This window comes from Plantactinospora sp. KLBMP9567 (assembly GCF_033446045.1).
GTDB lineage: Bacteria > Actinomycetota > Actinomycetes > Mycobacteriales > Micromonosporaceae > Plantactinospora.
Window position 1 is genome coordinate 183,470 of the sequence record NZ_JAWQRR010000034.1, and the last position, 21,713, is coordinate 205,182.

19 protein-coding genes and 1 tRNA gene are annotated in these 21,713 nt (G+C 71.4%); 10 read left to right on the forward strand and 10 right to left on the reverse strand.

Features of this window, described 5'->3' with window-relative positions:
• Positions 1 to 6: 6 nt before the first annotated feature.
• From R6Y94_RS26050 to R6Y94_RS26075, 6 genes are all read right to left on the reverse strand, one after another.
• The gene (locus R6Y94_RS26050) at positions 7 to 1,371 is read right to left on the reverse strand and encodes a protein kinase domain-containing protein (RefSeq protein WP_412102879.1); all 1,365 of its coding nucleotides are present in this window, start codon (positions 1,369 to 1,371) and stop codon (positions 7 to 9) included.
• A gap of 1 nt (position 1,372) precedes the next feature.
• Positions 1,373 to 2,878, reverse strand: coding sequence for a penicillin-binding protein 2 (locus tag R6Y94_RS26055; RefSeq protein WP_318398477.1), 1,506 nt, complete (start codon positions 2,876 to 2,878; stop codon positions 1,373 to 1,375).
• Positions 2,875 to 4,266 carry an FtsW/RodA/SpoVE family cell cycle protein gene (locus R6Y94_RS26060; protein WP_318398531.1) on the reverse strand — a complete coding sequence of 464 codons (1,392 nt, stop codon included), beginning with the start codon at positions 4,264 to 4,266 and terminating at the stop codon, positions 2,875 to 2,877. The genes R6Y94_RS26055 and R6Y94_RS26060 overlap by 4 nt, the downstream gene beginning before the upstream one ends.
• A gap of 145 nt (positions 4,267 to 4,411) precedes the next feature.
• Positions 4,412 to 5,830 carry a PP2C family protein-serine/threonine phosphatase gene (locus R6Y94_RS26065; protein ID WP_318398478.1) on the reverse strand — a complete coding sequence of 473 codons (1,419 nt, stop codon included), beginning with the start codon at positions 5,828 to 5,830 and terminating at the stop codon, positions 4,412 to 4,414.
• The gene (locus tag R6Y94_RS26070) at positions 5,827 to 6,309 is read right to left on the reverse strand and encodes an FHA domain-containing protein (RefSeq protein WP_107263173.1); all 483 of its coding nucleotides are present in this window, start codon (positions 6,307 to 6,309) and stop codon (positions 5,827 to 5,829) included. The genes R6Y94_RS26065 and R6Y94_RS26070 overlap by 4 nt, the downstream gene beginning before the upstream one ends.
• Positions 6,310 to 6,314: 5 nt before the next feature.
• The gene (locus R6Y94_RS26075) at positions 6,315 to 7,106 is read right to left on the reverse strand and encodes a DUF3662 and FHA domain-containing protein (RefSeq protein WP_318398479.1); all 792 of its coding nucleotides are present in this window, start codon (positions 7,104 to 7,106) and stop codon (positions 6,315 to 6,317) included.
• 277 nt (positions 7,107 to 7,383) lie between these two features.
• Here R6Y94_RS26075 and R6Y94_RS26080 point away from each other — a divergent pair.
• The 7 genes from R6Y94_RS26080 (at position 7,384) to R6Y94_RS26110 (ending at position 15,447) form a co-directional block, all read left to right on the forward strand.
• Positions 7,384 to 7,466 (forward strand) — tRNA-Leu (locus R6Y94_RS26080).
• Positions 7,467 to 7,578: 112 nt separating this feature from the next.
• Complete coding sequence (locus tag R6Y94_RS26085; RefSeq protein WP_318398480.1) at positions 7,579 to 8,664, forward strand: NAD-dependent epimerase/dehydratase family protein; 1,086 nt, start codon at positions 7,579 to 7,581, stop codon at positions 8,662 to 8,664.
• Positions 8,661 to 9,467 carry a WecB/TagA/CpsF family glycosyltransferase gene (locus tag R6Y94_RS26090; RefSeq protein ID WP_318398481.1) on the forward strand — a complete coding sequence of 269 codons (807 nt, stop codon included), beginning with the start codon at positions 8,661 to 8,663 and terminating at the stop codon, positions 9,465 to 9,467. The genes R6Y94_RS26085 and R6Y94_RS26090 overlap by 4 nt, the downstream gene beginning before the upstream one ends.
• A 94-nt stretch (positions 9,468 to 9,561) precedes the next feature.
• Positions 9,562 to 10,386, forward strand: coding sequence for an ABC transporter ATP-binding protein (locus R6Y94_RS26095; RefSeq protein ID WP_318398482.1), 825 nt, complete (start codon positions 9,562 to 9,564; stop codon positions 10,384 to 10,386).
• Positions 10,380 to 12,872, forward strand: a complete 2,493-nt coding sequence (locus R6Y94_RS26100) for an ABC transporter permease (protein ID WP_318398483.1) — start codon at positions 10,380 to 10,382, stop codon at positions 12,870 to 12,872. Before R6Y94_RS26095 ends, R6Y94_RS26100 begins: the two co-directional genes overlap by 7 nt.
• Positions 12,873 to 12,962: 90 nt before the next feature.
• Positions 12,963 to 14,360 carry a hypothetical protein gene (locus R6Y94_RS26105; RefSeq protein WP_318398484.1) on the forward strand — a complete coding sequence of 466 codons (1,398 nt, stop codon included), beginning with the start codon at positions 12,963 to 12,965 and terminating at the stop codon, positions 14,358 to 14,360.
• A gap of 307 nt (positions 14,361 to 14,667) precedes the next feature.
• Entirely contained in the window at positions 14,668 to 15,447 is a 780-nt protein-coding gene (locus tag R6Y94_RS26110) for a 3-ketoacyl-ACP reductase (RefSeq protein ID WP_318398485.1), read from the forward strand.
• A gap of 66 nt (positions 15,448 to 15,513) precedes the next feature.
• Here the strand turns inward: R6Y94_RS26110 and R6Y94_RS26115 are convergent, their stop codons facing one another.
• On the reverse strand, positions 15,514 to 17,385 hold the full coding sequence (locus tag R6Y94_RS26115) for a S8 family peptidase (protein ID WP_318398486.1): 1,872 nt from the start codon (positions 17,383 to 17,385) through the stop codon (positions 15,514 to 15,516).
• Positions 17,386 to 17,632: 247 nt separating this feature from the next.
• Between R6Y94_RS26115 and R6Y94_RS26120 the strand changes: the two genes are divergently transcribed.
• Entirely contained in the window at positions 17,633 to 18,232 is a 600-nt protein-coding gene (locus R6Y94_RS26120) for a hypothetical protein (protein ID WP_318398487.1), read from the forward strand.
• Here R6Y94_RS26120 and R6Y94_RS26125 read toward each other — a convergent pair.
• From R6Y94_RS26125 to R6Y94_RS26135, 3 genes are all read right to left on the reverse strand, one after another.
• Complete coding sequence (locus R6Y94_RS26125; protein ID WP_318398488.1) at positions 18,200 to 18,640, reverse strand: hypothetical protein; 441 nt, start codon at positions 18,638 to 18,640, stop codon at positions 18,200 to 18,202. The genes R6Y94_RS26120 and R6Y94_RS26125 overlap by 33 nt on opposite strands.
• Positions 18,641 to 19,010: 370 nt before the next feature.
• Positions 19,011 to 19,232: a DUF397 domain-containing protein gene (locus R6Y94_RS26130; protein WP_318398532.1), complete on the reverse strand. Its 222-nt coding sequence runs from the start codon at positions 19,230 to 19,232 to the stop codon at positions 19,011 to 19,013.
• Positions 19,202 to 20,083: a helix-turn-helix domain-containing protein gene (locus tag R6Y94_RS26135; protein ID WP_107263184.1), complete on the reverse strand. Its 882-nt coding sequence runs from the start codon at positions 20,081 to 20,083 to the stop codon at positions 19,202 to 19,204. Before R6Y94_RS26135 ends, R6Y94_RS26130 begins: the two co-directional genes overlap by 31 nt.
• A gap of 583 nt (positions 20,084 to 20,666) precedes the next feature.
• On the opposite strand from R6Y94_RS26135, the gene R6Y94_RS26140 reads away from it, so the two are divergent.
• On the forward strand, positions 20,667 to 20,969 hold the full coding sequence (locus R6Y94_RS26140) for a hypothetical protein (protein ID WP_318398489.1): 303 nt from the start codon (positions 20,667 to 20,669) through the stop codon (positions 20,967 to 20,969).
• Between the two features lie 160 nt (positions 20,970 to 21,129).
• Entirely contained in the window at positions 21,130 to 21,648 is a 519-nt protein-coding gene (locus R6Y94_RS26145) for a hypothetical protein (protein ID WP_318398490.1), read from the forward strand.
• Positions 21,649 to 21,713: the final 65 nt, after the last annotated feature.

The following is a 21,713-nucleotide window of genomic DNA, read 5'->3' on the forward strand; positions in this document are numbered from 1 at the left end:
CTTCGCTCATCTGGTCACCCCGTCGGGGCCCGCGGTCCGCTGCACCAGACGGTACGGCGCACCGGGTGGTGCGTCGCGTCCGGCTTCCGACCGCAATTCCGTTGTCGCCGTCGGGGGCGCTGGCATGCTGCTGTTCTGGTTCTGGTTTTCTCTCAAGTTGAAGGCAATCACGCCCGAGCAGATCAGTACCAACAGGCCAAGCACGACGAAGAGCGCGATCAGCAACGAGCGGTTCCCGGGCGACGGCGGCGGTGAAGCCGGACGCCCCGGATACGAGTATGCGGCCTCCGGCCGGGGCCGGACCGGCTGCGGCACCGGGGCCGCACCCCGGTTGTACCCGGCGGGTCCGACCGGCGCCGCGCCGGCGGGCGGGCGGGCCACCGGCGCGACGGCCGGCGAGTGCGGCGCCACCCGCGCGGCGCCGGGCGGCACCCGGGGCGCGGGCGGGACCGAGGTCGGCCGGGGCGGCATCGCGGGCGCGGGTGGCGGCGGCGCGGGGCGCTGCGGGGGCACCGGCAGCGAGGCGACCGGCCGGCCGGGCTGGTTGGCCATCCCGATGGTGGCGGCGGCCTGCCGGGACACCGCCGCCAGTTCGGCGGCGCTCTGCCAGCGGGCCTTCGGGTCCTTCGCCATCGACCGCTCGACGATCGCCCGGATCGCCGGCGGGATGTCGCCGGGAAGCTGCCGGGGAGCGTCCCGGACGTGCTTCATGGCGATCTCGATCGCGCTGTTGCCCTCGAACGGCCGCCGGCCGGCGAGGCACTGGTACGCGACCACGCCGAGCGCGTACACGTCGGAGCACGCGGTGGCGACCTCGCCGGCCGCCTGCTCCGGCGAGATGTACGACGCCGTGCCGAGCACCGAACCGGCGGCGGTGAGCTGGCCGACCAGGGCCGAGCGGGCGATGCCGAAGTCGGTGAGCACCAGCGTGCCGTTCGGCCGGACCAGCAGGTTGCCCGGCTTCACGTCCCGGTGCACAATGCCCTTGTCGTGCGCCGCCTGCAACGCGTCGGCGGCCTGCGCGACCAGTGCCATGGTGCGGGCCGGGGTGAGCCGGCCGACCCGGCTCAGCGTCCGGGAGAGCGCGTCGCCCTCGACGTACTCCATGACGAGGAAGGCGATCTGCTGGTCGCTGCCGTAGTCGTAGACGTCCACCACCCCGGGGTGGTTGATGGTGGCCATGGTCCGGGCCTCACCCCGGAACCGCTCGGCGAAGCCCGGCTCGTCCAGCAGCGCCGGCAGCAGGATCTTGACCGCCACCGTACGGCCGAGCACCTCGTCGGTGCCCCGCCACACGTCGCCCATGCCGCCGCCGGCGATCCGCTCGTCGAGGCGGTACCGGTTACCGAGCAGCACTCCGGGCTTCAGCATGTCAGCGGCCTCCCCGGTCGGCGATGACCGCCCGCATGATCAGTTGGCTGATCCGCGCCGCCTCGGCGCTGCCGCCCGGCCCGGCGGCCTCCAGGAAGACGCAGACCGCGGAGACCGGCTTGCCGGCGTCGTTGATCGCGAACCCGATGAACCAGCCGTGGTCGTCGCTGTTTCCACCGGTCTCGGCGGTACCGGTCTTGCCGCCGACCCGGTAGCCGTTGATCCTCGCGTTCTCGCCGGTGCCGTTCTGCACCACGCTGACCATCATGTCCTGGAGCTGCTTGGCGACGTCGGCGCTGACCGGCTCGCGCAGCTCCTTGGGGACCGCGGTGTAGTAGTCGGTGGTGCGGTCCGGGCCGAGCTGCTGCTGGACGAGGTAGGGCCGCATCTGCCGCCCGTCGTTGGCTACCGTCGCCGCGATCAGCGCGCCCTGCAACGGGGTCATCCGGACGTCGTTCTGCCCGATCGAGGACATGGCCAGCTGCGGCGGGTCGTCGTTGCCGTCCGGGGTGGCCATCTCGCCGGTACGGCTGGCCGCCACCTTCTGGCCCGAACCGTTGAGCCGGCCCACGGTCAGCTCGTCGTCCTCGAAACCGAACTGGCGGGCCTCGTCCTTGAGCTTGTCGGCACCGAGCTTGACCCCGAGCTGGGCGAACCCGGTGTTGCAGGACTCGGTCAACGCCTGGGTCAACGTCACCTGCGACTCGGGGCAGATGCTCGGCGCCGCGTTGCGGATCTCCTGGCCGGCGGTCGGCGCCAGGTAGCTCGGACCGGCCGGGATCCGCTGGCCGGGGTCGTACCCGTTCTCCAGGGCGGCGGCCGAGGTGATGACCTTGAAGGTGGAGCCCGGCGGGAACGTCTCGGAGAGCGCCCGGTTCTTCAGCGGGCCGTCCTTCGCCGCGTCGAGCTGGTCGTACGCGGCCTGGGCCTGCGCGGTGTCGTGGTCGGCCAGCGGGTTCGGGTCGAAGCTCGGCATCGAGACGAGCGCCTGGATCGCCCCGGTGGTGGGGTCGAGCGCCACCGCCGCGCCCTTGGTCACCTCGTTGCGGTTCCTGGCCAGCTCGCGGTAGGCGGTCTCCTGGGCCCGGGGCGAGAGGGTGAGCAGGATGTTCCCGCCGGCGGTCTGGTTGCCGGTGAAGAGGTCCCGCACCCGGTCGCCGAAGAGCTGGTCGCTGGTGCCGGCGAGGAAGTCGTTCTCGCTCTTCTCGATGCCGGTGTCGGCCAGGTTGACCGGCTTGTACCCGAGCGCGTGCGCGTACACCTCGCCCTTCGGGTAGGTGCGGAGGAACTTCAGCTTGCCGCTGGTCTCCTTGCTGGTCGCCAGGGGGGTTCCGCCAGCCTCGATGATCCCGCGCTTGCGCTCGTACTCGGCGACCTGGACCCGGCCGTTGTAGTCGCTGTTGCGATATTCGTCGGCCTTGTACGCCTGTACGTAGTTGAGGTTGACGAAGAGCAGGCCGAACAGGACCATCACGACGACGCCGACCTTGCGCAACGGTGCGTTCATGGCCTGATCACCTCCGTTGTGGCGCCATGCAACTGGGCCGGCGGGCCGGCGGGTGTCCCGGTGGGCCGGGCCGGGGAGGCGGAGTCGACCGGCCGGCGCGCGGCGTCGGAGATCCGGAGCAGGGCCGCGACCAGCAGCCAGTTCGCCATCAGCGACGAGCCACCGGCGGAGAGGAACGGCGTGGTCTGGCCGGTGAGCGGGATGAGGCCGCTGACCCCACCGATGATCACGAAGAGCTGGAGGCAGACCGTGAAGGAGAGGCCGCCGGCGAGCAGCTTGCCGAACGAGTCGCGGACGGCCAGCGCGGCCCGCAGCCCCCGCTCGATGATCAGCAGGTAGACCACCAGCAGCGCGGCGAGCCCGAACAGCCCGATCTCCTCGCCCAACCCGGCGAAGACGAAGTCCGTGTGTACCTCGGGGATCTCCGTCGGCTGCCCGGCACCGGGGCCGGTCCCGAAGAGCCCACCGGTCCCCAGCCCGAGCAGCCCCTGGAGGGTCTGCCAACCGCTGCCGTACGGGTCGCCGTACGGGTCGAGCCAGATGTCGACCCGGGTGTAGAAGCTGGCGAACGGGCCTCCGACGGTGCTGCCGAGATACCAGGCGAGCACGGCGCCGCCGAAGAAGAGCAGCAGACCGATGATCAGCCAACTGACCCGTTCGGTGGCGATGTAGAGGGTGACCACGAACATGCCGAAGTAGAGCAGCGAGGTGCCGAGGTCCTTCTGGAAGACCAGCACCCCGAGACTGATCAGCCAGACCACGATGACCGGGCCGAGGTCCCGGCCGCGCGGGAAGTCGATGCCGAGGAAGCGCCGGCTGGCCAGCGAGAGCACCTCGCGCTTGCGCACCAGGTAGTAGGCGAAGAAGACCAGCAGGGCCAGCTTGGCGAACTCACCGGGCTGGATCGTGAACCCGCCGACGCTGATCCACAGCTTGGCGTCCGACTGCGGGTTCACCTGCGAGTACTTGGCCGGCAGCAGCGCCGGGGTGATCACCAGCACGATGCCGGCGAGTACCAGGGTGTAGGCGTACCGGGAGATCGCCCGGTGGTCGCGGATCAGCACCAGCAGCCCGGCGGCGAGCGCCACCGAGAGCAGCGTCCAGGCGAGCTGCCGCCCACCGGTGCCGGAGAACATGGTGAGGTCGGCGCGCTCCTCCGGAGTGGTCCGGCCCAGGTCCAGTCGGCGCAGGAAGGCCACGCCGAGACCGTTGACCAGGGCGACCGCCGGCACCAGCACCGGATCGGCGTACGGCGCCAGGAACCGGATCACCACGTGGATCGCCAGGAAGACGGCGGTGATCGACGCGATCGGCACCCAGAAGTCGAACGTCACCGTGTCGAGCAGGTTCGCCTCGGCCGTCGCCGCGTACGCCGCCACCACGACCATGGCCAGCAGCAGCAGCGCCAACTCGGCATTCCGCCTGGACCTGGCGGCGAATCGGACACGTGGCAGCTCGCCCGTTGGTGCGGGCGTCGATGCCGATCCAGGCGGGGCGGTCACGTGAGTTCCCTCGGATCGTCGGAGCTGACGCTCACTCGATCGACCGGCATCCCGCGGGGTCGGTGACCGGCGGGATCGGGTCGGACGGTGGCGCGTCGGGCGTGTCCGCCGGAGTGGCAGTCGCCCGCACGGTCTGGCCGGGGGTAGGAGTGGGCGCGGACGGGGTCGGCGTGGTGGCGCTCGGCGTGGGGGTCGGACCGGGTGTGGCGCTCGGCGGGCAGAGCGGCTTCAGGTTGGGGTTGCCCGGGTCCTCGTTGGTCAGCTCGGCGAGCCGGCGTTCCGCGTCCGGCTCGTCGGCTGCCTGGATGCCCTGCTTCACCTGCTCCTGGGCGGCGTCGGTCAGGTCGTCCAGCTTCGTCGGGCTGGTCGCGTGCACGTTCGACAGGTCGAGCCCGGCGATCCGGCCCGGAACGCCCTGGAAGACCGCGAGCTGACCGTCGTCGGTGGCACCGACATAATATTGCCGCTGGGTGTAGTCCCAGCCGAACCAGAGTCCCGCGCCGACCACCCCGAGCAGCGCCACCACGATCACGGCGGTACGCAGCGGATGCCGGCGCGGACGCTCGGACTCGTCGTCGCCGACCGGTTCGGGCTCGGCCGGATCCGGGCTGGCCGGGCGCGGCGGGGAGAGCGCCGAGGCCCGGGCGGCCGGCGTCGAGTCGTCGGCCGAGGTCGCCATGCCGCGGTCTCGGGCGGCCGCACCGCCGACTATCGGGGCCGCCTCCAGGATGTCCTGGTCGCTGGCGTCCGCGATGATCACGGTGATGTTGTCCGGACCGCCGCCCCGGAGGGCGAGCTGCACCAGCCGCTCGACGCACGCCTGGGGGTCCTTGAGGTTGCGCATGGTGTCCGCGATGGTCTCCGCGCTCACCACGCCGGAGAGCCCGTCGCTGCAGATCAGGTAGCGGTCACCGGTGCGGACCTGGCGTACGGAGTATTCGGGGTCGATGTCGCGACCGTCCAGCGCCCGGGTGAGCAGCGACCGCTGCGGGTGGCTGCTCGCCTCCTCCAGGCTGATCCGGCCCTCGTCGACCAGCATCTGGACGTACGTGTCGTCCTTGGTGATCTGGGCGAACTCGTCGTCGCGGAGCAGATAGGCACGGGAGTCACCGACGTGCACCATGCCGATCTTGCTGCCCGAGAAGAGCAGAGCGGTGAGCGTGGTGCCCATCCCCTCGAGCTGCGGATTGGCGTCCACCGTGTCGCGCAACTGTTGGTTGGCGGTGTCCACGGCCGAACGCAGCGCGTCGACAAGGGCGTCACCAGGGACGTCCTCGTCGAGCGGGGCCATGGCACCGATGACGATGTTGCTGGCGACGTCACCGGCGGCCATCCCACCCATGCCGTCGGCCACGGCGAGAAGCCGTGGCCCGGCATAGACGGAATCCTGGTTGCCGTCTCGGATCAGCCCGCGGTCGCTGTGCGCCGCGTAACGCAGGGTCAGAGTCATGGCCGTAATTCGAGAGAAGTGCGGCCGATCCGGATCGGCACGCCGAGGGGGACGGGGGTAGGTCCGGTGACCTTAGCGCGATCGAGGTAGGTCCCGTTAGTCGAGCCGAGATCTTCGACGAACCACTGCCCGGATCGGGGCACGAGCCGGGCGTGCCGGGCCGAGGCGTAGTCGTCGGTGATCACCAGCGTGGAGTCCTCCGCTCGGCCGATGGTGATCTGTGCTTCGCCGAGCGTGATCCGCGTACCGGCGAGTTGGCCCCCGGTGACGACCAACTGGTGCGCCGCCCGGCCCCGTTTGACCTTCGCCGGTTTGTTCTGTCCCAGCGCGGCCCCCACCCCGCGCGGTGCGGCGACGAGGCGACTGGACCTCGCGCCGGCGAAGAGGTCCCGACGGATCACCCCGACCACCGTGAAGACGAAGATCCACAGCAGGACGATGAAGCCGATCCGGGCAACGGTGATAACAAATGGGGGCAAGGTGGTTAGCCGTCCACGCGGAAGGTCAGGGTGGTGGTGCCGAGCTGGATCATGTCGCCCGGGTTGAGCGCCACGGCGGAGACCCGCTGCCCGTTGACCATGGTGCCGTTGGTCGACCCGAGATCGGTCAGCACCACCTGGGCACCGTCGAAGTCGAGCCGGGCGTGCCGGCGGGAGATGCCGACGTCCGGCAGCCGCAGGTTCGCCTGGTCACCCCGGCCGATCACGGTCGAACCCATCTGCAACGGATAGGTGCGGCCGTCGCCGGAGACGAGCCGGATGTTGCGACCACCGGCGCCGTGTCCCGGCGGTGGGCCGTAGCCACCGCCCTGGTCGTACGGCGGGTAGCCACCCGGCTGCTGGTCGTATGGCGACTGGTGCACCGGTGCGACGTCGCCGCCCGTGTAGACCTCGGCGGTGACCCGGAACATCCCGGTGTCGAGACCGTCCCCACGCTCGATCTCGACGATGACGTCGCCGTAGACCGTCCACGCCTGCTCGCCGATGAACTCCGCCTGCGACTGGGCCAGCTCCTGGGCCAGCGCGGCGGCGTACGGCGCCAGCCGACTGTGGTCGTACGGTGAGAGATCGATCACGTAGCGGTTGGGTACCAGGGTGCGCCCACCGGCGAGGATCGCCTTGTGCGCCTCTGCCTCCCGCTGCATCGCGTTGAGGATCTCGACAGGGTGCACGACCCCTTTGAACACCTTTGCGAAGGCCCCCTCGACCAGGCCCTCCAGACGCTTCTCAAAGCGTTGCAGCACGCTCACCGGCTCCTCCTCGGGTTCCGAGGACATGATGGTATCCGGCCGCCGCACGTGCGGCTCGCACGCCGCTCGGCCGCCTGCAGCCGGCCTCTCCTCAGCGGCCGGGGTTGGTCGTGCTACTCTTCCATCCGCTGCGGACGGTAACGGCCGCAGCGGCAGTAGGGACAGCGTAGTATGTCCCGGCACATGCCGAAGAGCGGGCTCCGGACGTGATTGTTATTGTCCTGTGGCGCGCTCGAGGATGAGCCGGGTTGGTCCGAGTCCTTTCGTCGATCGGGCACGGAGCGACGCGGGTCACGCCTCGCAAGGGGAAGTGGCGGAATGGCAGACGCGCACGGTTCAGGTCCGTGTGCCCGAAAGGGCGTGGGGGTTCAACTCCCCCCTTCCCCACCGCTTCGAGGGGCTCCGTGGTGACACGGGGCCCCTCGTTCATATCGGGGCAAAGGCGCCACCGCGCTATGCTCCGGTGGTTTCCGACCCCAGGGCGAACCAGGAGTGACGTGTGACAGTCGCGTTGGTGACCGGATCCGGCGGCCTGATCGGATCCGAGGCGGCCCGGCACTTCGCCGGGCTCGGCCTGGACGTGGTCGGAATCGACAACGACATGCGTCGGCGGTTCTTCGGCCCGGAGGCGTCCACCGCGTGGAACGTGCTGCGGCTCACCAGTGACCTCGGCGACGCGTACACGCACCACGACGTGGACATCCGCGACCGGGACGCGCTGGCCGAGATCTTCCGGCGGTACGGCCGGGACATCGGCGTGGTGATCCACACCGCCGCACAGCCCTCACACGACTGGGCCCTGCGCGACCCGTACACCGACTTCGACGTGAACGCGGGCGGCACGCTGAACGTCCTGCAGAACGTCCGCGAGCACTGCATCGACGCGCCGGTGATCCACTGCTCCACCAACAAGGTCTACGGCGACCGGCCGAACAGCCTCCCGCTGGTCGAGCAGGAGACCCGCTGGGAACTCGCGGCGGACCACCCGTACTTCGACGGCATCAAGGAGGACATGTCGATCGACGCCTCGCTGCACTCGGTCTTCGGCGCCTCCAAGGTCGCCGCGGACGTGATGGTGCAGGAGTACGGTCGCTACTTCGGCATGAAGACCGCCTGCTTCCGGGGCGGCACGCTGACCGGTCCGGCGCACTCCGCCACCGAGCTGCACGGCTTCCTGGCGTACGTGATGCGCTGCAACATGGAGCGCCGGACATACAAGATCTTCGGATACAAGGGCAAGATGGTCCGGGATGCGATCCACAGCCACGACGTGGTCGCCGCCTTCGAGGCGTTCTTCCGGGAGCCCCGCTCGGCCGCGGTCTACAACCTCGGCGGCGGGCGGCACTCGAACTGCTCGCACCTGGAGGCGTTCGCGCTGGCCGAGCAGATCACCGGGCAGGAGATGGTCACCGAATACCACGAGGCCAACCGGGTCGGCGACCACCAGTGGTGGATCGGCTCCAACGCCGCCTTCCAGCGCGACTACCCGCACTGGAAGCAGATCTACGACGTGCCGATGATCCTCCAGGAGATCTACGCCGCCAACGTCGACAAGTGGGTACCGCAGGGCGGGGAGAAGGCGTGATCTCGCGGGGTAAGCGGAACGTGCTCGGTGTCCTGGTCGACGCGGTCGACTACGAAGCCGCGACCGAGCAGGTGGTGGCCGCCGGGCGGGAGCGCCGGCCGATGGCGCTGACCGCGCTGGCCGTACACGGGGTGATGACCGGGGTACTCGATCCGGCGCACAACGCCCGGCTCAACGCCTTCGACGTGGTCACCCCGGACGGGCAGCCCGTGCGGTGGGCGCTCAACCTGTTGCACCGCGCCGCCCTGGCCGAACGGGTCTACGGGCCCGACCTGACGCTGAGCGTGCTGGCGAGGTTCGCCGACGAGGGCATGCCGGTCTATCTCTACGGCTCCACCGACTCCACCCTCGCCCGGCTGATCCCGGAACTGGAGCGGATGTTCCCGGCCCTGAAGATCGCCGGGGTCGAGTCGTCGAAGTTCCGGCCGGCCCGGCCGGGCGAGGACGCCGAGATCGCCGACCGGATCCGCTCCTCCGGGGCCCGGCTCGTGCTGGTCGGGCTCGGCTGCCCCCGGCAGGAGATCTTCGCGTACGCCATGCGGCCGCTGCTCGACATGCCGCTGATGGCGGTCGGTGCGGCCTTCGACTACCACGCCGGCCTGCTCCGCAAGCCGCCGCCGTGGATGCAGCGGGTCGGCCTGGAGTGGCTGTGGCGGTTCGGCCTGGAGCCGAAGCGCCTGTTCCGCCGCTACATGGTGCTCAACCCGGCGTACGTGGCCCGGCTGACCGCGCAGCGGCTCGGCATCTGGAAGGCCACCCCGCCAGCCCCGGCGAACGACCGCCCGGCCACCTTCGCGGTCTGACCGGCCCGTCCGTGTCCGGGTAGGGCTGCCCCTACCCGGGAGAGGCCGGCCGCCGGGAGTGTTTCGGGGTGTCCGGTCCGATTGACTCGCTGCTATGGACGCGGTGCGGCTGGCGGAGGTCAGCAGACGGTACGGCTCGGGCGACAGCGCGGTCACCGCGCTGGACCGGGTAACCCTCGGTTTCGCCAGCGGCACGTTCACGGCGGTGATGGGCCCGTCGGGTTCCGGCAAGAGCACGCTGTTGCAGTGTGCGGCCGGCCTGGACCGGCCGACCGCCGGCAGCGTCACCGTCGGCGACGTCGACCTCGGTGGGCTCTCCGAGACGAAGCTGACGCTGCTGCGCCGGGACGCCATCGGTTTCGTGTTCCAGTCCTTCAACCTGCTTTCCGCGCTCACCGCCGAGCAGAACGTGGCACTGCCGCTGCGGCTGGCCGGGCGCCGGCCGCGCCGGGGCGACGTCCGGGCCGCGCTCGCCACGGTGGGGCTGGCCGGACGGGCCAGGCACCGGCCGGCCCAGCTCTCCGGAGGCCAGCAGCAGCGGGTCGCGATCGCCCGCGCGCTGATCACCCGTCCCCGGGTGCTCTTCGCGGACGAGCCGACCGGCGCGCTGGACTCGACGGCCGGACGCGAGGTGCTGCGGCTGCTGCGCGGGCAGGTGGACCGGGCCGGGCAGACGATCGTGATGGTCACCCACGATCCGGTGGCGGCCGGGTACGCCGACCGGGTGGTCTTCCTCGCCGACGGTCGGATTGCCGACGAACTGCGCCAACCAACCGCATCGGCGGTGGCGGAGCGGATGACCGCCCTGGAACCGGCCGTACCCGAGGCCGCCGCCCCGGAGCCGGACCGGCTCGGATGGGACCGGCCTGGATGGGATCGGCTCGGAGCGGTCGGGCCGGAACGGGTCGCGCCGTGCTGACGCTCGCCGGCCAGACGTTCCGGAGCCGCTGGACGGCGTTCGTCGGCACCTTCGTCGCGCTCTGTCTCGGCGTCTGCCTGCTGGCCACCACCGGGCTCACCCTGGCGGCCAGCGTCACCGGCACGGACCGGGCCGCCCAGTGGTACCGGAACGCCGACGTGGTGCTGACCGGGCCGAAGGCGATCAGCGTCAGCACGGGTACCGGCGACGAGCGGTACACCTCGACCACGGGTACGGCGTACTCGCGGCCGGTGCCGGCCGAGCTGGTGGCCCGGCTGGGCGCGGTGCCGGGGGTCGCCTCGGCGGTACCCGACCGTCAGGTCCCGGTGGACCTGGCCGGCACCGCCGGAATCGCCCGACCATGGTCGGCTGCGGCGCTGGGCGGGTACGGCCCGCTGTCGGGCCGGCCGCCCACGGTGGACGGCGAGGTGGTGTCGACCTCGCCGGGCGGGCACCGGCCGGGTGACCGGATCCCGGTGCAGACCCCGGACGGGCCACGGACGTTCACCGTCAGCGGGGTGCTGGCGCCGGTCTCCGGGGCGGCGGACGAGGACGCGCCGGCTCTCGCCTTTCTCACCGACCGGACCGCCGCCGCGCTGGCCGGTGACCGGATCACCGCGGTGGCGCTCCGGGCCGGCGACGGGATCTCCGCCGGCACGCTGGCGGAGCGGGTCCGCGCCGCCGCGCCCGGGTTCCGGGTACTCACCGGTGACGAGCGGCGCGCCGCCGAGCCGGATCCGGACGGCGACGAGCTGGCCATCGCGGCCTCACTGCTGGGTACCACCGCCGGGGTGGCCACCTTCGTCTCGGTCTTCGTGGTCGCGGGTACCTTCTCGTTCGCGGTCGCCCAGCGCCGGCGCGAGTTCGCCCTGCTGCGTACCACCGGGGCCACGCCCCGGCAGATCCGCCGGCTGGTGCTCGGCGAGGCGGTACTCGTCGGGGTGCTGGCCGGGCTGGCCGGCAGCGCGCTCAGTCTGGTCACCGCGCCGCCGTACGCGCACTGGCTGGCCCGGTCCGGCTTCGCACCGGAGAACTTCACGGCCCGGTTCATCCTCTGGCCGCTGCTCGCCGCCTCCGGGGTCGGTCTGCTGGTCGCACTGCTCGGCGCCGGGGTCGCCGCCCGGCGGGCGGCCCGGGTACGCCCGGTCGAGGCGCTGCGCGAGGCGTCGGTCGACACCCGGGTGATGGGCTGGGGACGGTGGCTGTTCGGGCTGCTCTTCCTCGGCGGTGCGGTGCTGCTGCTCACCGCCCTGCCGGAGATCGGGGTCTCGGACGGCCTGGCCATGATCATGCTGGTCGCCCAGTTGGCCCTGGCCGCTGCCGGGCTGCTCGCACCGGTGCTGATCCGGGTGCTCGTGCCGTTGCTCGGCGCTCCGCTGCGGGGGCAGACCGGCATGCTCGCCCGGTCGAATGCGCTGAGCGCGCTGCGCCGGACCTCCGCCACCGCCACGCCGATCCTGGTCACCGTCGGCATCGCGGCCACCACCCTGCCGCTGACCGCGACGCTCTGGCAGGCCGAGCAGCGTTCCGCCCGGGAGCGGGTCACGGCCGGCGCCGTGGCGACCGCGAGCGGCCCGGTCGGGCTGGCCGAGCCGACGGTCGCGGCGCTCGGCCGGGTCGCCGGGGTGCGGGCCGCCGTCCCGAGCCGGTCGGGCGAGGTGTACGTCCGCAGCGACGACTACGCCGAGGAGTACTCCGCCCGGTACGTCGGGGCGGGGCTGGACCGGGTGCTGCGACTGCCGGTCGTGGCGGGTTCGGTCGACGGGCTGACCGGTACGGACACCGTGGCGGTGAGCCGGTCGATGGGCTGGCGGGTCGGCGACCGGGTCCAGGTGTGGCTCGCCGACACGACCGAGGTACGACTGCGGGTGGTGGCCGTACTCGCCGACTCGATCGACCTGGACCGGACGCTGCTGCTGCCCTGGGAGCTGGGCCGGGCGCACCAGCCCGGTGGCGGGGCTGACGTCGTCTACCTGGACGGCGGCGATCCGGCGGCGCTCGACGCGGCGGCCGTCGCCGGTGGCGGGCGGGTGCTGCCGACCGCCGAGCACCTGGTGGTGGGGGACGCCGTGCAGTACGAGCGGAACCGGGTCGCACTGCTGGCGGTACTCGGGATGGCGCTGCTCTACACCGGCATCGCGATCGCGAACACGCTGGTGATGGCGACCAACGACCGGCGCCGGGAGCTGGCGGTGCTGCGGTTGACCGGCGCGACGCCCGGGCAGGTGCTGCGGATGATCGGCCTGGAGGCGGTGCTGGTCGGGCTGGCCGGTACGGCACTCGCCGCGCTGGTGGCCGCCGCGATGCTGGCCGGGCTGCGGGCCCGGCTGGCCGAGTTGGTGGCGCATCCGCAGATCAGCGTCCCGTGGTTGCCGATCACGCTGATCGCGGCCGGGTGCCTGCTCGCCGCCGTGCTGGCCAGCCTGGTACCGACGGTGCTGGCGCTGCGAACTCCGGCCGCCCAGCTCGCCGGAGTCCGGGAGTAGGTCGGGGGCACCCGGATCGACCGGCGCGCGGCGGGGTCCGGACGCGTACCGCCCCTGTCGCTTGGGATAGCGCTTTCCTATGCTGGGCCGATGATGAGGATCGACCAGGGCCTGACCCCGTCCGCGCTGCTACCCAAGATCGATCGACTCTGGGAGGTCTCCGCCCAGAAAATCGACTCGATCGAGAAGACCTGCCCGACCGGCGCCGCCTCGCCGGTCTTCACCGTGGAGGGGCAGTACACCGCGCGAGGCTGGACCGAGTGGACCCAGGGCTTCCAGTACGGCGCCACGCTGCTCCAGTTCGACGCCACCGGCGAGCGGCGGTTCCTCGACTCCGGGCGGGAGCAGACCGTGGCGGTGATGGCCAGCCACGTCAGCCACATCGGCGTACACGACCACGGGTTCAACAACGTCAGCACGTACGGGAACCTGTGGCGGCTGATGAACGAGGGGCGGATCCCGGCCGACCGCGCCGAGCGGGACTTCTACGAGCTGGCGCTCAAGCTGACCGGCGCAGTGCAGGCGGCTCGGTGGCGTACCACCGCGGACGGCACCGGCTACGTCTACTCGTTCAACGGGCCGCAGTCGCTCTTCGTCGACACCATCCGGTCCTGCCGCGCGCTCGCCGTGTCGCACCTGCTCGGGCACGTGCTGATGGGCGAGCGGGACGAGCCGATCTCGCTGCTGCGCCGGCTGGTCGAGCACGCCGGCAACACCGCCCGGTGGAACGTCTACTACGGCGAGGGCCGGGACAGCTACGACATCCCCGGGCGGACCGCGCACGAGTCGATCTTCAACGTGAACGACGGCAGCTACCGCTGCCCCAGCACCCAGCAGGGGTACTCGCCGTTCAGCACCTGGACCCGGGGGCTGGCCTGGGCGATGCTCGGCTTCCCGGAGCAGTTGGAGTTCCTCGCCGTGCTCGCGGACGACGAACTGGCCCCGTACGGCGGCCGGGCCGCCGTCGAGGCGACGATGCTGCGCGCCGCCACCGCCACCTGCGACTTCTACCTGGCGCACACCCCCACCGACGGCGTGCCGTACTGGGACACCGGGGCGCCCGGGCTGGTCCACCTCGGCGACTACCTGGACCGGCCGGCGGACCCGTACAACGCGCACGAGCCGGTGGACTCCTCGGCGGCGGCGATCGGCGCGCAGGGGCTGCTCCGGCTGGGCCACTATCTCGACCGGGCCGGCCGCACCGAGGAGGGCCGGAAGTACTGGCAGGCCGGGCTGACCGTCGCCGACACGCTCTTCGGCGAGCCGTACCTGAGCACCGACGCCCGGCACCAGGGCCTGCTGCTGCACTCGGTCTACCACCGCCCGAACGGCTGGGACCACGTGCCTGCCGGGCAGCGGGTGCCGAACGGCGAGTCGAGCATGTGGGGCGACTACCACGCCCGGGAACTGGCCCTCTATCTCCAGCGGATCGCCCGGGACGAGCCGTACTACACCTTCTTCGGCCCGACCGAAGGGGTGATCGCGTGAGCGAGCGAATCAGCCAGCTCAGTGCGAATGAGCCTCATGACGGCACGGAGCGAAGCGGAGGGCCGGCATGAGTGAGCGGAGCGAGCGAATCAGCCAGCTCAGTGCGAATGAGCCTCATGACGGCACGGAGCGAAGCGGAGGGCCGGCATGAGTGAGCGGAGCGAGCGAATCAGCCAGCTCAGTGCGAATGAGCCTCATGACGGCACGGAGCGAAGCGGAGGGCCGGCATGAGTGAGCGGAGCGAGCGAATCAGCCAGCTCAGTGCGAATGAGCCTCATGACGGCACGGAGCGAAGCGGAGGGCCGGCATGAGTGAGCGTCCGGTGGCGGTGGTGACCGGCGGGTCGCGCGGCATCGGTCGCGGCGTGGTGCTGGCGCTGGCCGGCGCCGGCTACGACGTGGTGGTCAACTACGCCAGCAACGCCGACGCGGCGGCACAGGTCGGCAAGGAGGTGGCGGCCCGGGGCGGCCGGGCGCACCTGGTCCGGGCCGACGTCTCCCGAGCCGGGGACCGGCGGCACCTGGTCGACGAGACGACGACCGTGTTCGGCCGGATCGACCTGCTGGTCAGCAACGCCGGGGTCGCGCCGACCGTCCGGGCGGACCTGCTGGAGGCCGGGGAGGAGTCCTTCGACCGACTGGTCGACATCAACCTCAAGGGCCCGTACTTCCTGATCCAGCTCGTCGCCAACACCATGATCGCGCAGCAGGCCGCCGACCTGGTCGAACGGCCGAAGATCGTGGTGATCTCGTCGATCAGCGCCTACACGGCCAGCGTCAACCGGGGCGACTACTGCGTCACCAAGGCCGGCCTGGCGATGACCGCCCAGCTCTACGCCGCCCGGCTGGCCGAGCACGGGATCAACGTCTACGAGATCCGGCCCGGCGTGATCGAGACCGACATGACCGGCCCGGTCAAGGCCCGGTACGACGACCTGATCTTCAACCAGGGTCTGACCCCGATCCGGCGCTGGGGGCAGCCGGACGACGTCGGCCGGGCCGTCGTGGCGGTCGCCACCGACCTGCTGCCGTTCAGCACCGGTCAGGTGATCGACGTGGACGGCGGCTTCCACCTGCGTACCCTGTAGTCCGTCGACCGAGAGCGGGCCCCCTCCCAGGCTGGGAGGGGGCCCGCTCGCTGGCGGGTCAGCGCACTAGAGGGTCAGGGTCCAGGCGTTGATGTAGCCGGTGTCCCCGGAGTAGACGTCCCGCACCTGCAACCGCCAGAGGCCGTTGCCCGGCTCCGAGGAGAGGTTGACGGTGTACGTCGCGTTCAGGTTGTCGGCACCGTCGAAGATGCTGCTGTTCTTCAGCCGGTATGCGCTGCCGTCCGGGGCGATCAGGTCGACGACCAGGTCACCCCGGTAGGTGTGCACGATCTCCACCGCCACGGTGGACGCGCTGGAGGCGTTCCGCGCGCAGCCGGAGAGGGTGATCCCGCTCGTCACGTTGACGTTGGTGTCCGGGATGGCCACGTCGGCCGTGTTGCTGGCCGCGCAGCCGCTGCTGGTACCGGTCACCGTCAGGGTGTAGCTGGTGCTCCGGGTGGTCGACGCCCCGGTGCCGGTGATGGTCAGCGGGTACGTCCCGGGCGGGGTGCTGCCGGTGGTGGCGATGGTCAACGTGGACGAGCCGCCCGAGGTGACCGTGGCCGGGCTGAACGTGGCGGTGGCGCCGCTCGGCAGGCCGCTCGCCGAGAGCGTCACCGACTGCGCGGAGCCGGCCGTGGTGGCGGTGCCGACGGTGGCCGTCACCGAGCCGCCCGGCGCCGTCGACCCGGTGCCCGGCGAGACCGAGACCGAGAAGTCGTTGGCCGGGGTGCCCTCGTTGACCACGTAGAGCAGCCGGTTGGGGGTGCCGGTGCCCGGGTTGGTCACCACGTCGGGCGTGGAGTTGTCGACCAGGTAGTCGCGGACCTGCTGCGGCGACCAGGTCGGGTTGGCGGAGAGCACCATCGCCGCCGCACCGGCCACGTGCGGCGACGCCATCGAGGTACCGCTGATGGTGTTGGTGGCGGTGTCGCCGGTGGACCAGGCGGAGGTGATGCCGACGCCCGGCGCCAGGATGTCGACGCAGGTGCCGAAGTTGGAGAAGCTGCCCGCCGCGTCGTTGTTCTGGGTGGCGCCGACCGTGATGGCGTTCGGCACCCGGGCCGGGGAGTAGTTGCAGGCGTTCTGCCGCACGCCGAGCACATTGCCGTTTCCGGCCGCCACCACGTAGGTGATGCCGGCGTTGATGGAGTTGTTGACCGCGGTGTCGATCGCGCTGTCGGCCCCGCCGCCGAGGCTCATGTTGGCCACCGCCGGGCGTACCGCGTTCGCGGTGACCCAGTCCATCCCGGCGACCACCTGGGCGGTGGTGCCCTGGCCCGAGCAGTTCAGCACCCGTACGCCGTAGACCCGGGCCGCCTTGGCCACCCCGTACGAGGTACCGCCGACCGTGCCGGCGACGTGCGTACCGTGCCCGTGGCAGTCGTCGGCGGAACCCCCGTCGATCGCGTCGAACCCGCTCACCGCCCGGCCGCCGAAGTCGCTGTGGCTGAACCGGATGCCGGTGTCGATGACGTACGCGTTCACGTTCGACGCCGTGTTCGGGTAGGTGTACGAACCGTCCAGCGGCCGGTTCCGCTGGTCGATCCGATCGAGGCCCCAGGACGGGGGGTTCGGCTGGGTGCCGCTGATCTGGAACGTCTTGTTCTGCTCGACGTACGCCACGCTCGGGTCGGCGGCGATCCGCCGCGCGGCCTGTGCGGAGGCGCTGATCTCGAAGCCCCGCAGCGCGGCGCTGTAGGTGCGGCCCACCTTGCCGCCGTGCTTGCCGATCAGGCCCCGGGCCGTCGTTGACACGTTGGCCCGGGTGACCGCGGTGTCCTTGAACACCACGATGTAGCTGTCGGCGACGGCGTTCGTGACGCCGACACCCCGGACCGGTGCTTCCGGTGGAGCCGCGGCGGCCGGCACGGCCGCGGCGACGATCATGGCCAGAGTGGACACTCCGACGACAACGGACCTACGAGGGAGACTCATCTCCCCTCCTCCCCTCCGATCGGTGCACGACAGCCCGCCCCGTTGAGTGACGAGTCAGCACGACCGATCGAGCTGGACATTAGTCAGAACCGATGCGGAACAGTAGATCCCGAACGTTCTATCTGGCTGGAAAGATGACTGTCACTGCGTCGGGCGCCGAGTCCACACCCCCTACGGGTGCCTTCTCCGGGAATCGGTGGGGGCGGGCCCGGATTCGCCCGACCGGAAATCGGGCAAGGCTGTTGGCATGGATTCCGACCTCGTCATCCTGCTCGCGATGGCCGCCGTCTGGCTCGCGGCAGGTCTCGTCGTCGAGGGCTTGCCGCAGCTACGGGCCGCGCGACGACTGCGCCGGCGCACCGGACTGCTGCTCGCGCTGGTCGGATCCGGCCTGGCCGGGCTGGCCGGGGTGTTGCTGGCCGGTCTGGTGGAGGCGGAGCCGACGCTCGCCGACCGGACCGCGGTCGGGCTGGCGCTGCCGGCGGTGCCCGCGGTGGTCGTGGCGGCGGTGACGGTACGCCGGCTGCGGCAGCTCTGGGTCGGTACGGGCGCCTTCGCGCGAGCGCCGGAGACCCCGGCCCCACCGGCGCTGCGCGCCGCCGCCGCTCATCCGATGATCGCGCTGCCGGTGCAGGTGACCGGTCTGGTCATGCTGCCAGCGCTGGTCACCGCCACCGGTCTGGTGCCACTGACGAGTCCGGGCATGATCGGAGTGGTGCTCACCGCGGCGGTACTCGCGGTCGGCACCATCGGGGTACGGCACGCGCTGCGGCACAGCCGCCTGGTGGAGCGGGCGGTCACCGTGCGGTCGCGCTCATCGCGTACGGCTGGCGTCCTGCACGTATAGCAGTTCGAGGATCGCCCGGGCGGCCTCGAACCAGCGGTCGAGCCAGAGCGAGTTGGGGACGGCGCCCTTCGGCGGCAGTTCCAGCAGCAGTCCGCGCAGCAGCGGATGGTCGACCAGCGGCTCGGTGTGCACGTCCGGCCAGCCGGCCGGCGGGAAGACCGGTTCGGTCAGTCCACCCATGTCCAGCGACGGCAACGTCGGCGTACGCTCCGGCGGGCTCGCCGACGCCGGACCGGCGCCCAGGTCGGCGACCCGCTCCGCCGGGGCACCCTCCGACGGCCCGAGGTCGGTGTCGACCGACGCCTCCTCGACGGTGGTGCTGGTGTCCCGGCGGGCCCCCCGGTACTTGCCGCCGAACCGTTCCGGCTTGGCGGAACCGTTGCCCAGATTCTCCGACCCGATAGTCATCCGTCTCGCCTGCCTCGCTCGGTTTGCGAACCCCCTGCGGCGCCGCTCATGCCGACTCCCGCCGTCTGGTACAACGACCCGACCGGTCGGCGGCGACGGCCGGCCGGAGCGTTCGAGATCGGCGACGCCGCCCGCGCCGGAGTCGTCGGACGCCACCGGCGACGCAGACGCGTTCGGCGGCTTCGACGCGTGCACCGACGCAGCCAGCGCGGCCATCCGGGCAGCTTCGGCGCTGACCGGGTGACCGCGCTGGGTTGAACCCTTTTCCACCTGAACGGCGCGGCACGTGCGCCCCGACCTGCACCTGCGGCCACGGCGGACCGCGCGGAGAGGTTGAAGAAGGTTTATTGGTCGCCGGCTCTCGTGACCGTCAGGTCAGGTCGAATTCGCCGTCCTTGGCACCGCCGACGAACGCGTCCCACTCGTCGGGCGTGAAGATCAGGGCGGGCCCGCTCCGGTTCTTCGAATCGCGTACCGCGATCGCGCCGCCCGCGAAGGCCACCTCGACGCAGTTGTCACAGTTGGGTCCGCTACGCGAACTCTTGTGCCAGGCTGCCCCGCTCAGGTCGACGCGGTACCCCTTTGTCTCCACTTCCACAATGGCTCCTCTGCCAACTTCGAAATCAGCGCGACGGACTCCTCCGGGCGTAGGGCTGCCGCGCGGATATGATCGAAGATGAATATGTATTTCTGTAGTTCATCCCGCTTCTCCAGAAAAAGCCCGCCCGTGGCATTTTCGGCGTACACCACGTCTGGATCGCCCGGTTCGGGGAAGCCGAGGATGGTGAAAGTGCCGTCCATGCCGGCATGCGCACCGGCGTCGAACGGCAGGACCTGGAGCGTGACGTTCGGTAGGTCAGCGGCCTCTACCAGCCGCTCCAACTGGGCCCGCATGACCGCGTCGCCGCCCACCGGCCGGCTGATCACCGCCTCATCGAGCACCACCCACAGATCGATCGGATCGTCCGGGTCAAGTAACGACTGACGACCCAACCGGACACGGACCCGCTGGTCGACTTCCTCGGCGACCCAGTCCGGCCGGGCGGACCGGATCATCGCCTGGGCGTACTCCTCGGTCTGCAACAGCCCGGGCACGGTCTGCTGCTCGTACGCCCGGATCGAGGCGGCCGCCGCCTCCAGCCCGACGTACGCCCCGGCGAGTACCGGACTGTACGGATGCCACCAGCCCTTCTGCCGGGCCTCCCGAGCAATCTGGATCAGCTCGTCGCACTCTGCGCCCGTCACGCCGTAGATGCCGAGCATGTCGCGGACGTCCCGGACGGTGGCCGTGGTGTGGCCGGTCTCGATCCGGGACACCTTGGACGCGGAGCACTCCAGCAACTCGGCGACGGCCTCGATCGTGACTCCGGCCTTCTCCCGGCGCTGGCGAAGCTCGGCTCCGAGCCGGCGACGGCGGATGGTCGGGCTCCGGCGCTCGGTCACCGGGTCACCTCCGGACGATCAATTGGGGAGTCGGATTGCCGCCGCGCCTTCGACCGCCATCGGCGGGGGATCATTCGCGGCGGATGGAGCGATGACCCTGTCGGCCGCAGGGGCCGAAACCGGGTCCAGTCTGCCGGTTCCACGCGCGGCGCATCAAGCGCCGCACAGCCCACTATCGCCATCCCGGAGCAAAGGGCAAACTGCAACTTGCATTGATCATGTTCTTGATGCACCCTGTCCGTATGGCTCGGGCTACGCAGCGTTCCCCTCTGGTCAGGCGACGCAATGCTCCCCCATTCTCGCCTGACCGTGGAGACGGTCGTGCCGGCGGTACGGCGAGAAGCCCCGCTCCGGGGTAAGAGCCCCCGCCGCTGTATGCCAGGGCCGCTACGGCGGCTGGCGCGTCCCGGAGTCGACAGGTGTTGGCCGGGGCGATGTGATGGCAACGACGCATCGCCCCGGCCGACGCCCCACGCCGACCGGCCCCTGGTGCGCCTCCGACCAACCGCCGCAGGACCACCCACCAGACCCCCGCCCGCCACTTCCGCCGGCCCCGCCCGGCGCCAGTCGGACAGGAGCTGCTGTGCCCCTTCCCCGCTCCGGTGATGTGCTGCACGTGACCCGCGCGGCGAGCGTCCAGTTCGCCGCGCCCATCTACTTCCGGGTGATCCGGGTGCACGACTGGCCGACCTACCACGGCTGGGTCTGGCTGGACGGCTACGAACTCAACCCGAGCGGCGACGCGGTCGAACGTCGGTCGATATTCGTGCAGGTCAACGGGCTGCGTCAGCTCCAGACCAACGCCGGGCGGCACAACTACCCGCAGGCCCTGCGGCCCGCTCGGACCAACTCCAGCGCGTTCGCCGCGCGGGTCCGGGTCGGCTGAGGCGCATCTCCTCGAAGGCCGGATGACACCCCGGTCACCGCCCTAGACTGGGCGTATCCACCCCACGGGTTCACCACCCGCACGTCGTCGAGGGCCCCGAACCTGGGAGCCGCCGATGGCAGTTGAGACCTCCGACCGACACCGGACGACGTGTCGGAGCATGCGGGTCAGCGTGCTGCTGATCCTGATCACCGCTGGTCTGCCCGGCTGCGCGAGCGGCACCGGCACCAGCCGCCCGCCCTCCGTACGACACCCGGCCGCCAACCCGACGTCGCCGGCCGAGTCGGGGCGTACCGAACCCGGTCCGGGGCTCGCCGACCCCTCCGGGCACGGCGGGGCGGCCACCTCCGCACCGCCCACCGCCACCGACCGGGGCTGGCCGGGCCGGCGCATCTGGCCCTGGCACCGGCCGCCGGCCCAGGGCAACCCGGAGACACCGGGCCCCGACGGCACCGCCGACCCGGCCATCGCCTCGGACGACGGCCCGGGTGCGTATCGGCCTCTGACCGCCCCGGAACACCAACCCGACGACGCCGGGGAGCAGCGGGCCGGGCCACCGCCGTCCACCGACGGACCGCCGCCGGGCTATCAGCGCTCACTGGCGTACTCCGGACTGTTCGGCCTGGTGATCTCGGCCGTCGGGCTGGTCATGGTCGGCACCAGGCGCCGCTACTGGTAACCGGCCCGGATGCGAGCCCCCGACCGTCCTGTCCCGGCGTTCCCGCCCCCGCCTGAGCGGCTCGG

Bases quoted from the DNA above. Each gene is read 5' to 3' on its own strand.
- R6Y94_RS26050 (WP_412102879.1), bottom strand. From the start codon at position 1,371: ATGCTGAAGCCCGGAGTGCTGCTCGGTAACCGGTACCGCCTCGACGAG.
- R6Y94_RS26055 (WP_318398477.1), bottom strand. From the start codon at position 2,878: ATGAACGCACCGTTGCGCAAGGTCGGCGTCGTCGTGATGGTCCTGTTC.
- R6Y94_RS26060 (WP_318398531.1), bottom strand. From the start codon at position 4,266: ATGGTCGTGGTGGCGGCGTACGCGGCGACGGCCGAGGCGAACCTGCTC.
- R6Y94_RS26065 (WP_318398478.1), bottom strand. From the start codon at position 5,830: ATGACTCTGACCCTGCGTTACGCGGCGCACAGCGACCGCGGGCTGATC.
- R6Y94_RS26075 (WP_318398479.1), bottom strand. From the start codon at position 7,106: ATGTCCTCGGAACCCGAGGAGGAGCCGGTGAGCGTGCTGCAACGCTTT.
- R6Y94_RS26095 (WP_318398482.1), top strand. From the start codon at position 9,562: ATGGACGCGGTGCGGCTGGCGGAGGTCAGCAGACGGTACGGCTCGGGC.
- R6Y94_RS26105 (WP_318398484.1), top strand. From the start codon at position 12,963: ATGATGAGGATCGACCAGGGCCTGACCCCGTCCGCGCTGCTACCCAAG.
- R6Y94_RS26110 (WP_318398485.1), top strand. From the start codon at position 14,668: ATGAGTGAGCGTCCGGTGGCGGTGGTGACCGGCGGGTCGCGCGGCATC.
- R6Y94_RS26115 (WP_318398486.1), bottom strand. From the start codon at position 17,385: ATGAGTCTCCCTCGTAGGTCCGTTGTCGTCGGAGTGTCCACTCTGGCC.
- R6Y94_RS26120 (WP_318398487.1), top strand. From the start codon at position 17,633: ATGGATTCCGACCTCGTCATCCTGCTCGCGATGGCCGCCGTCTGGCTC.
- R6Y94_RS26125 (WP_318398488.1), bottom strand. From the start codon at position 18,640: ATGACTATCGGGTCGGAGAATCTGGGCAACGGTTCCGCCAAGCCGGAA.
- R6Y94_RS26145 (WP_318398490.1), top strand. From the start codon at position 21,130: ATGCGGGTCAGCGTGCTGCTGATCCTGATCACCGCTGGTCTGCCCGGC.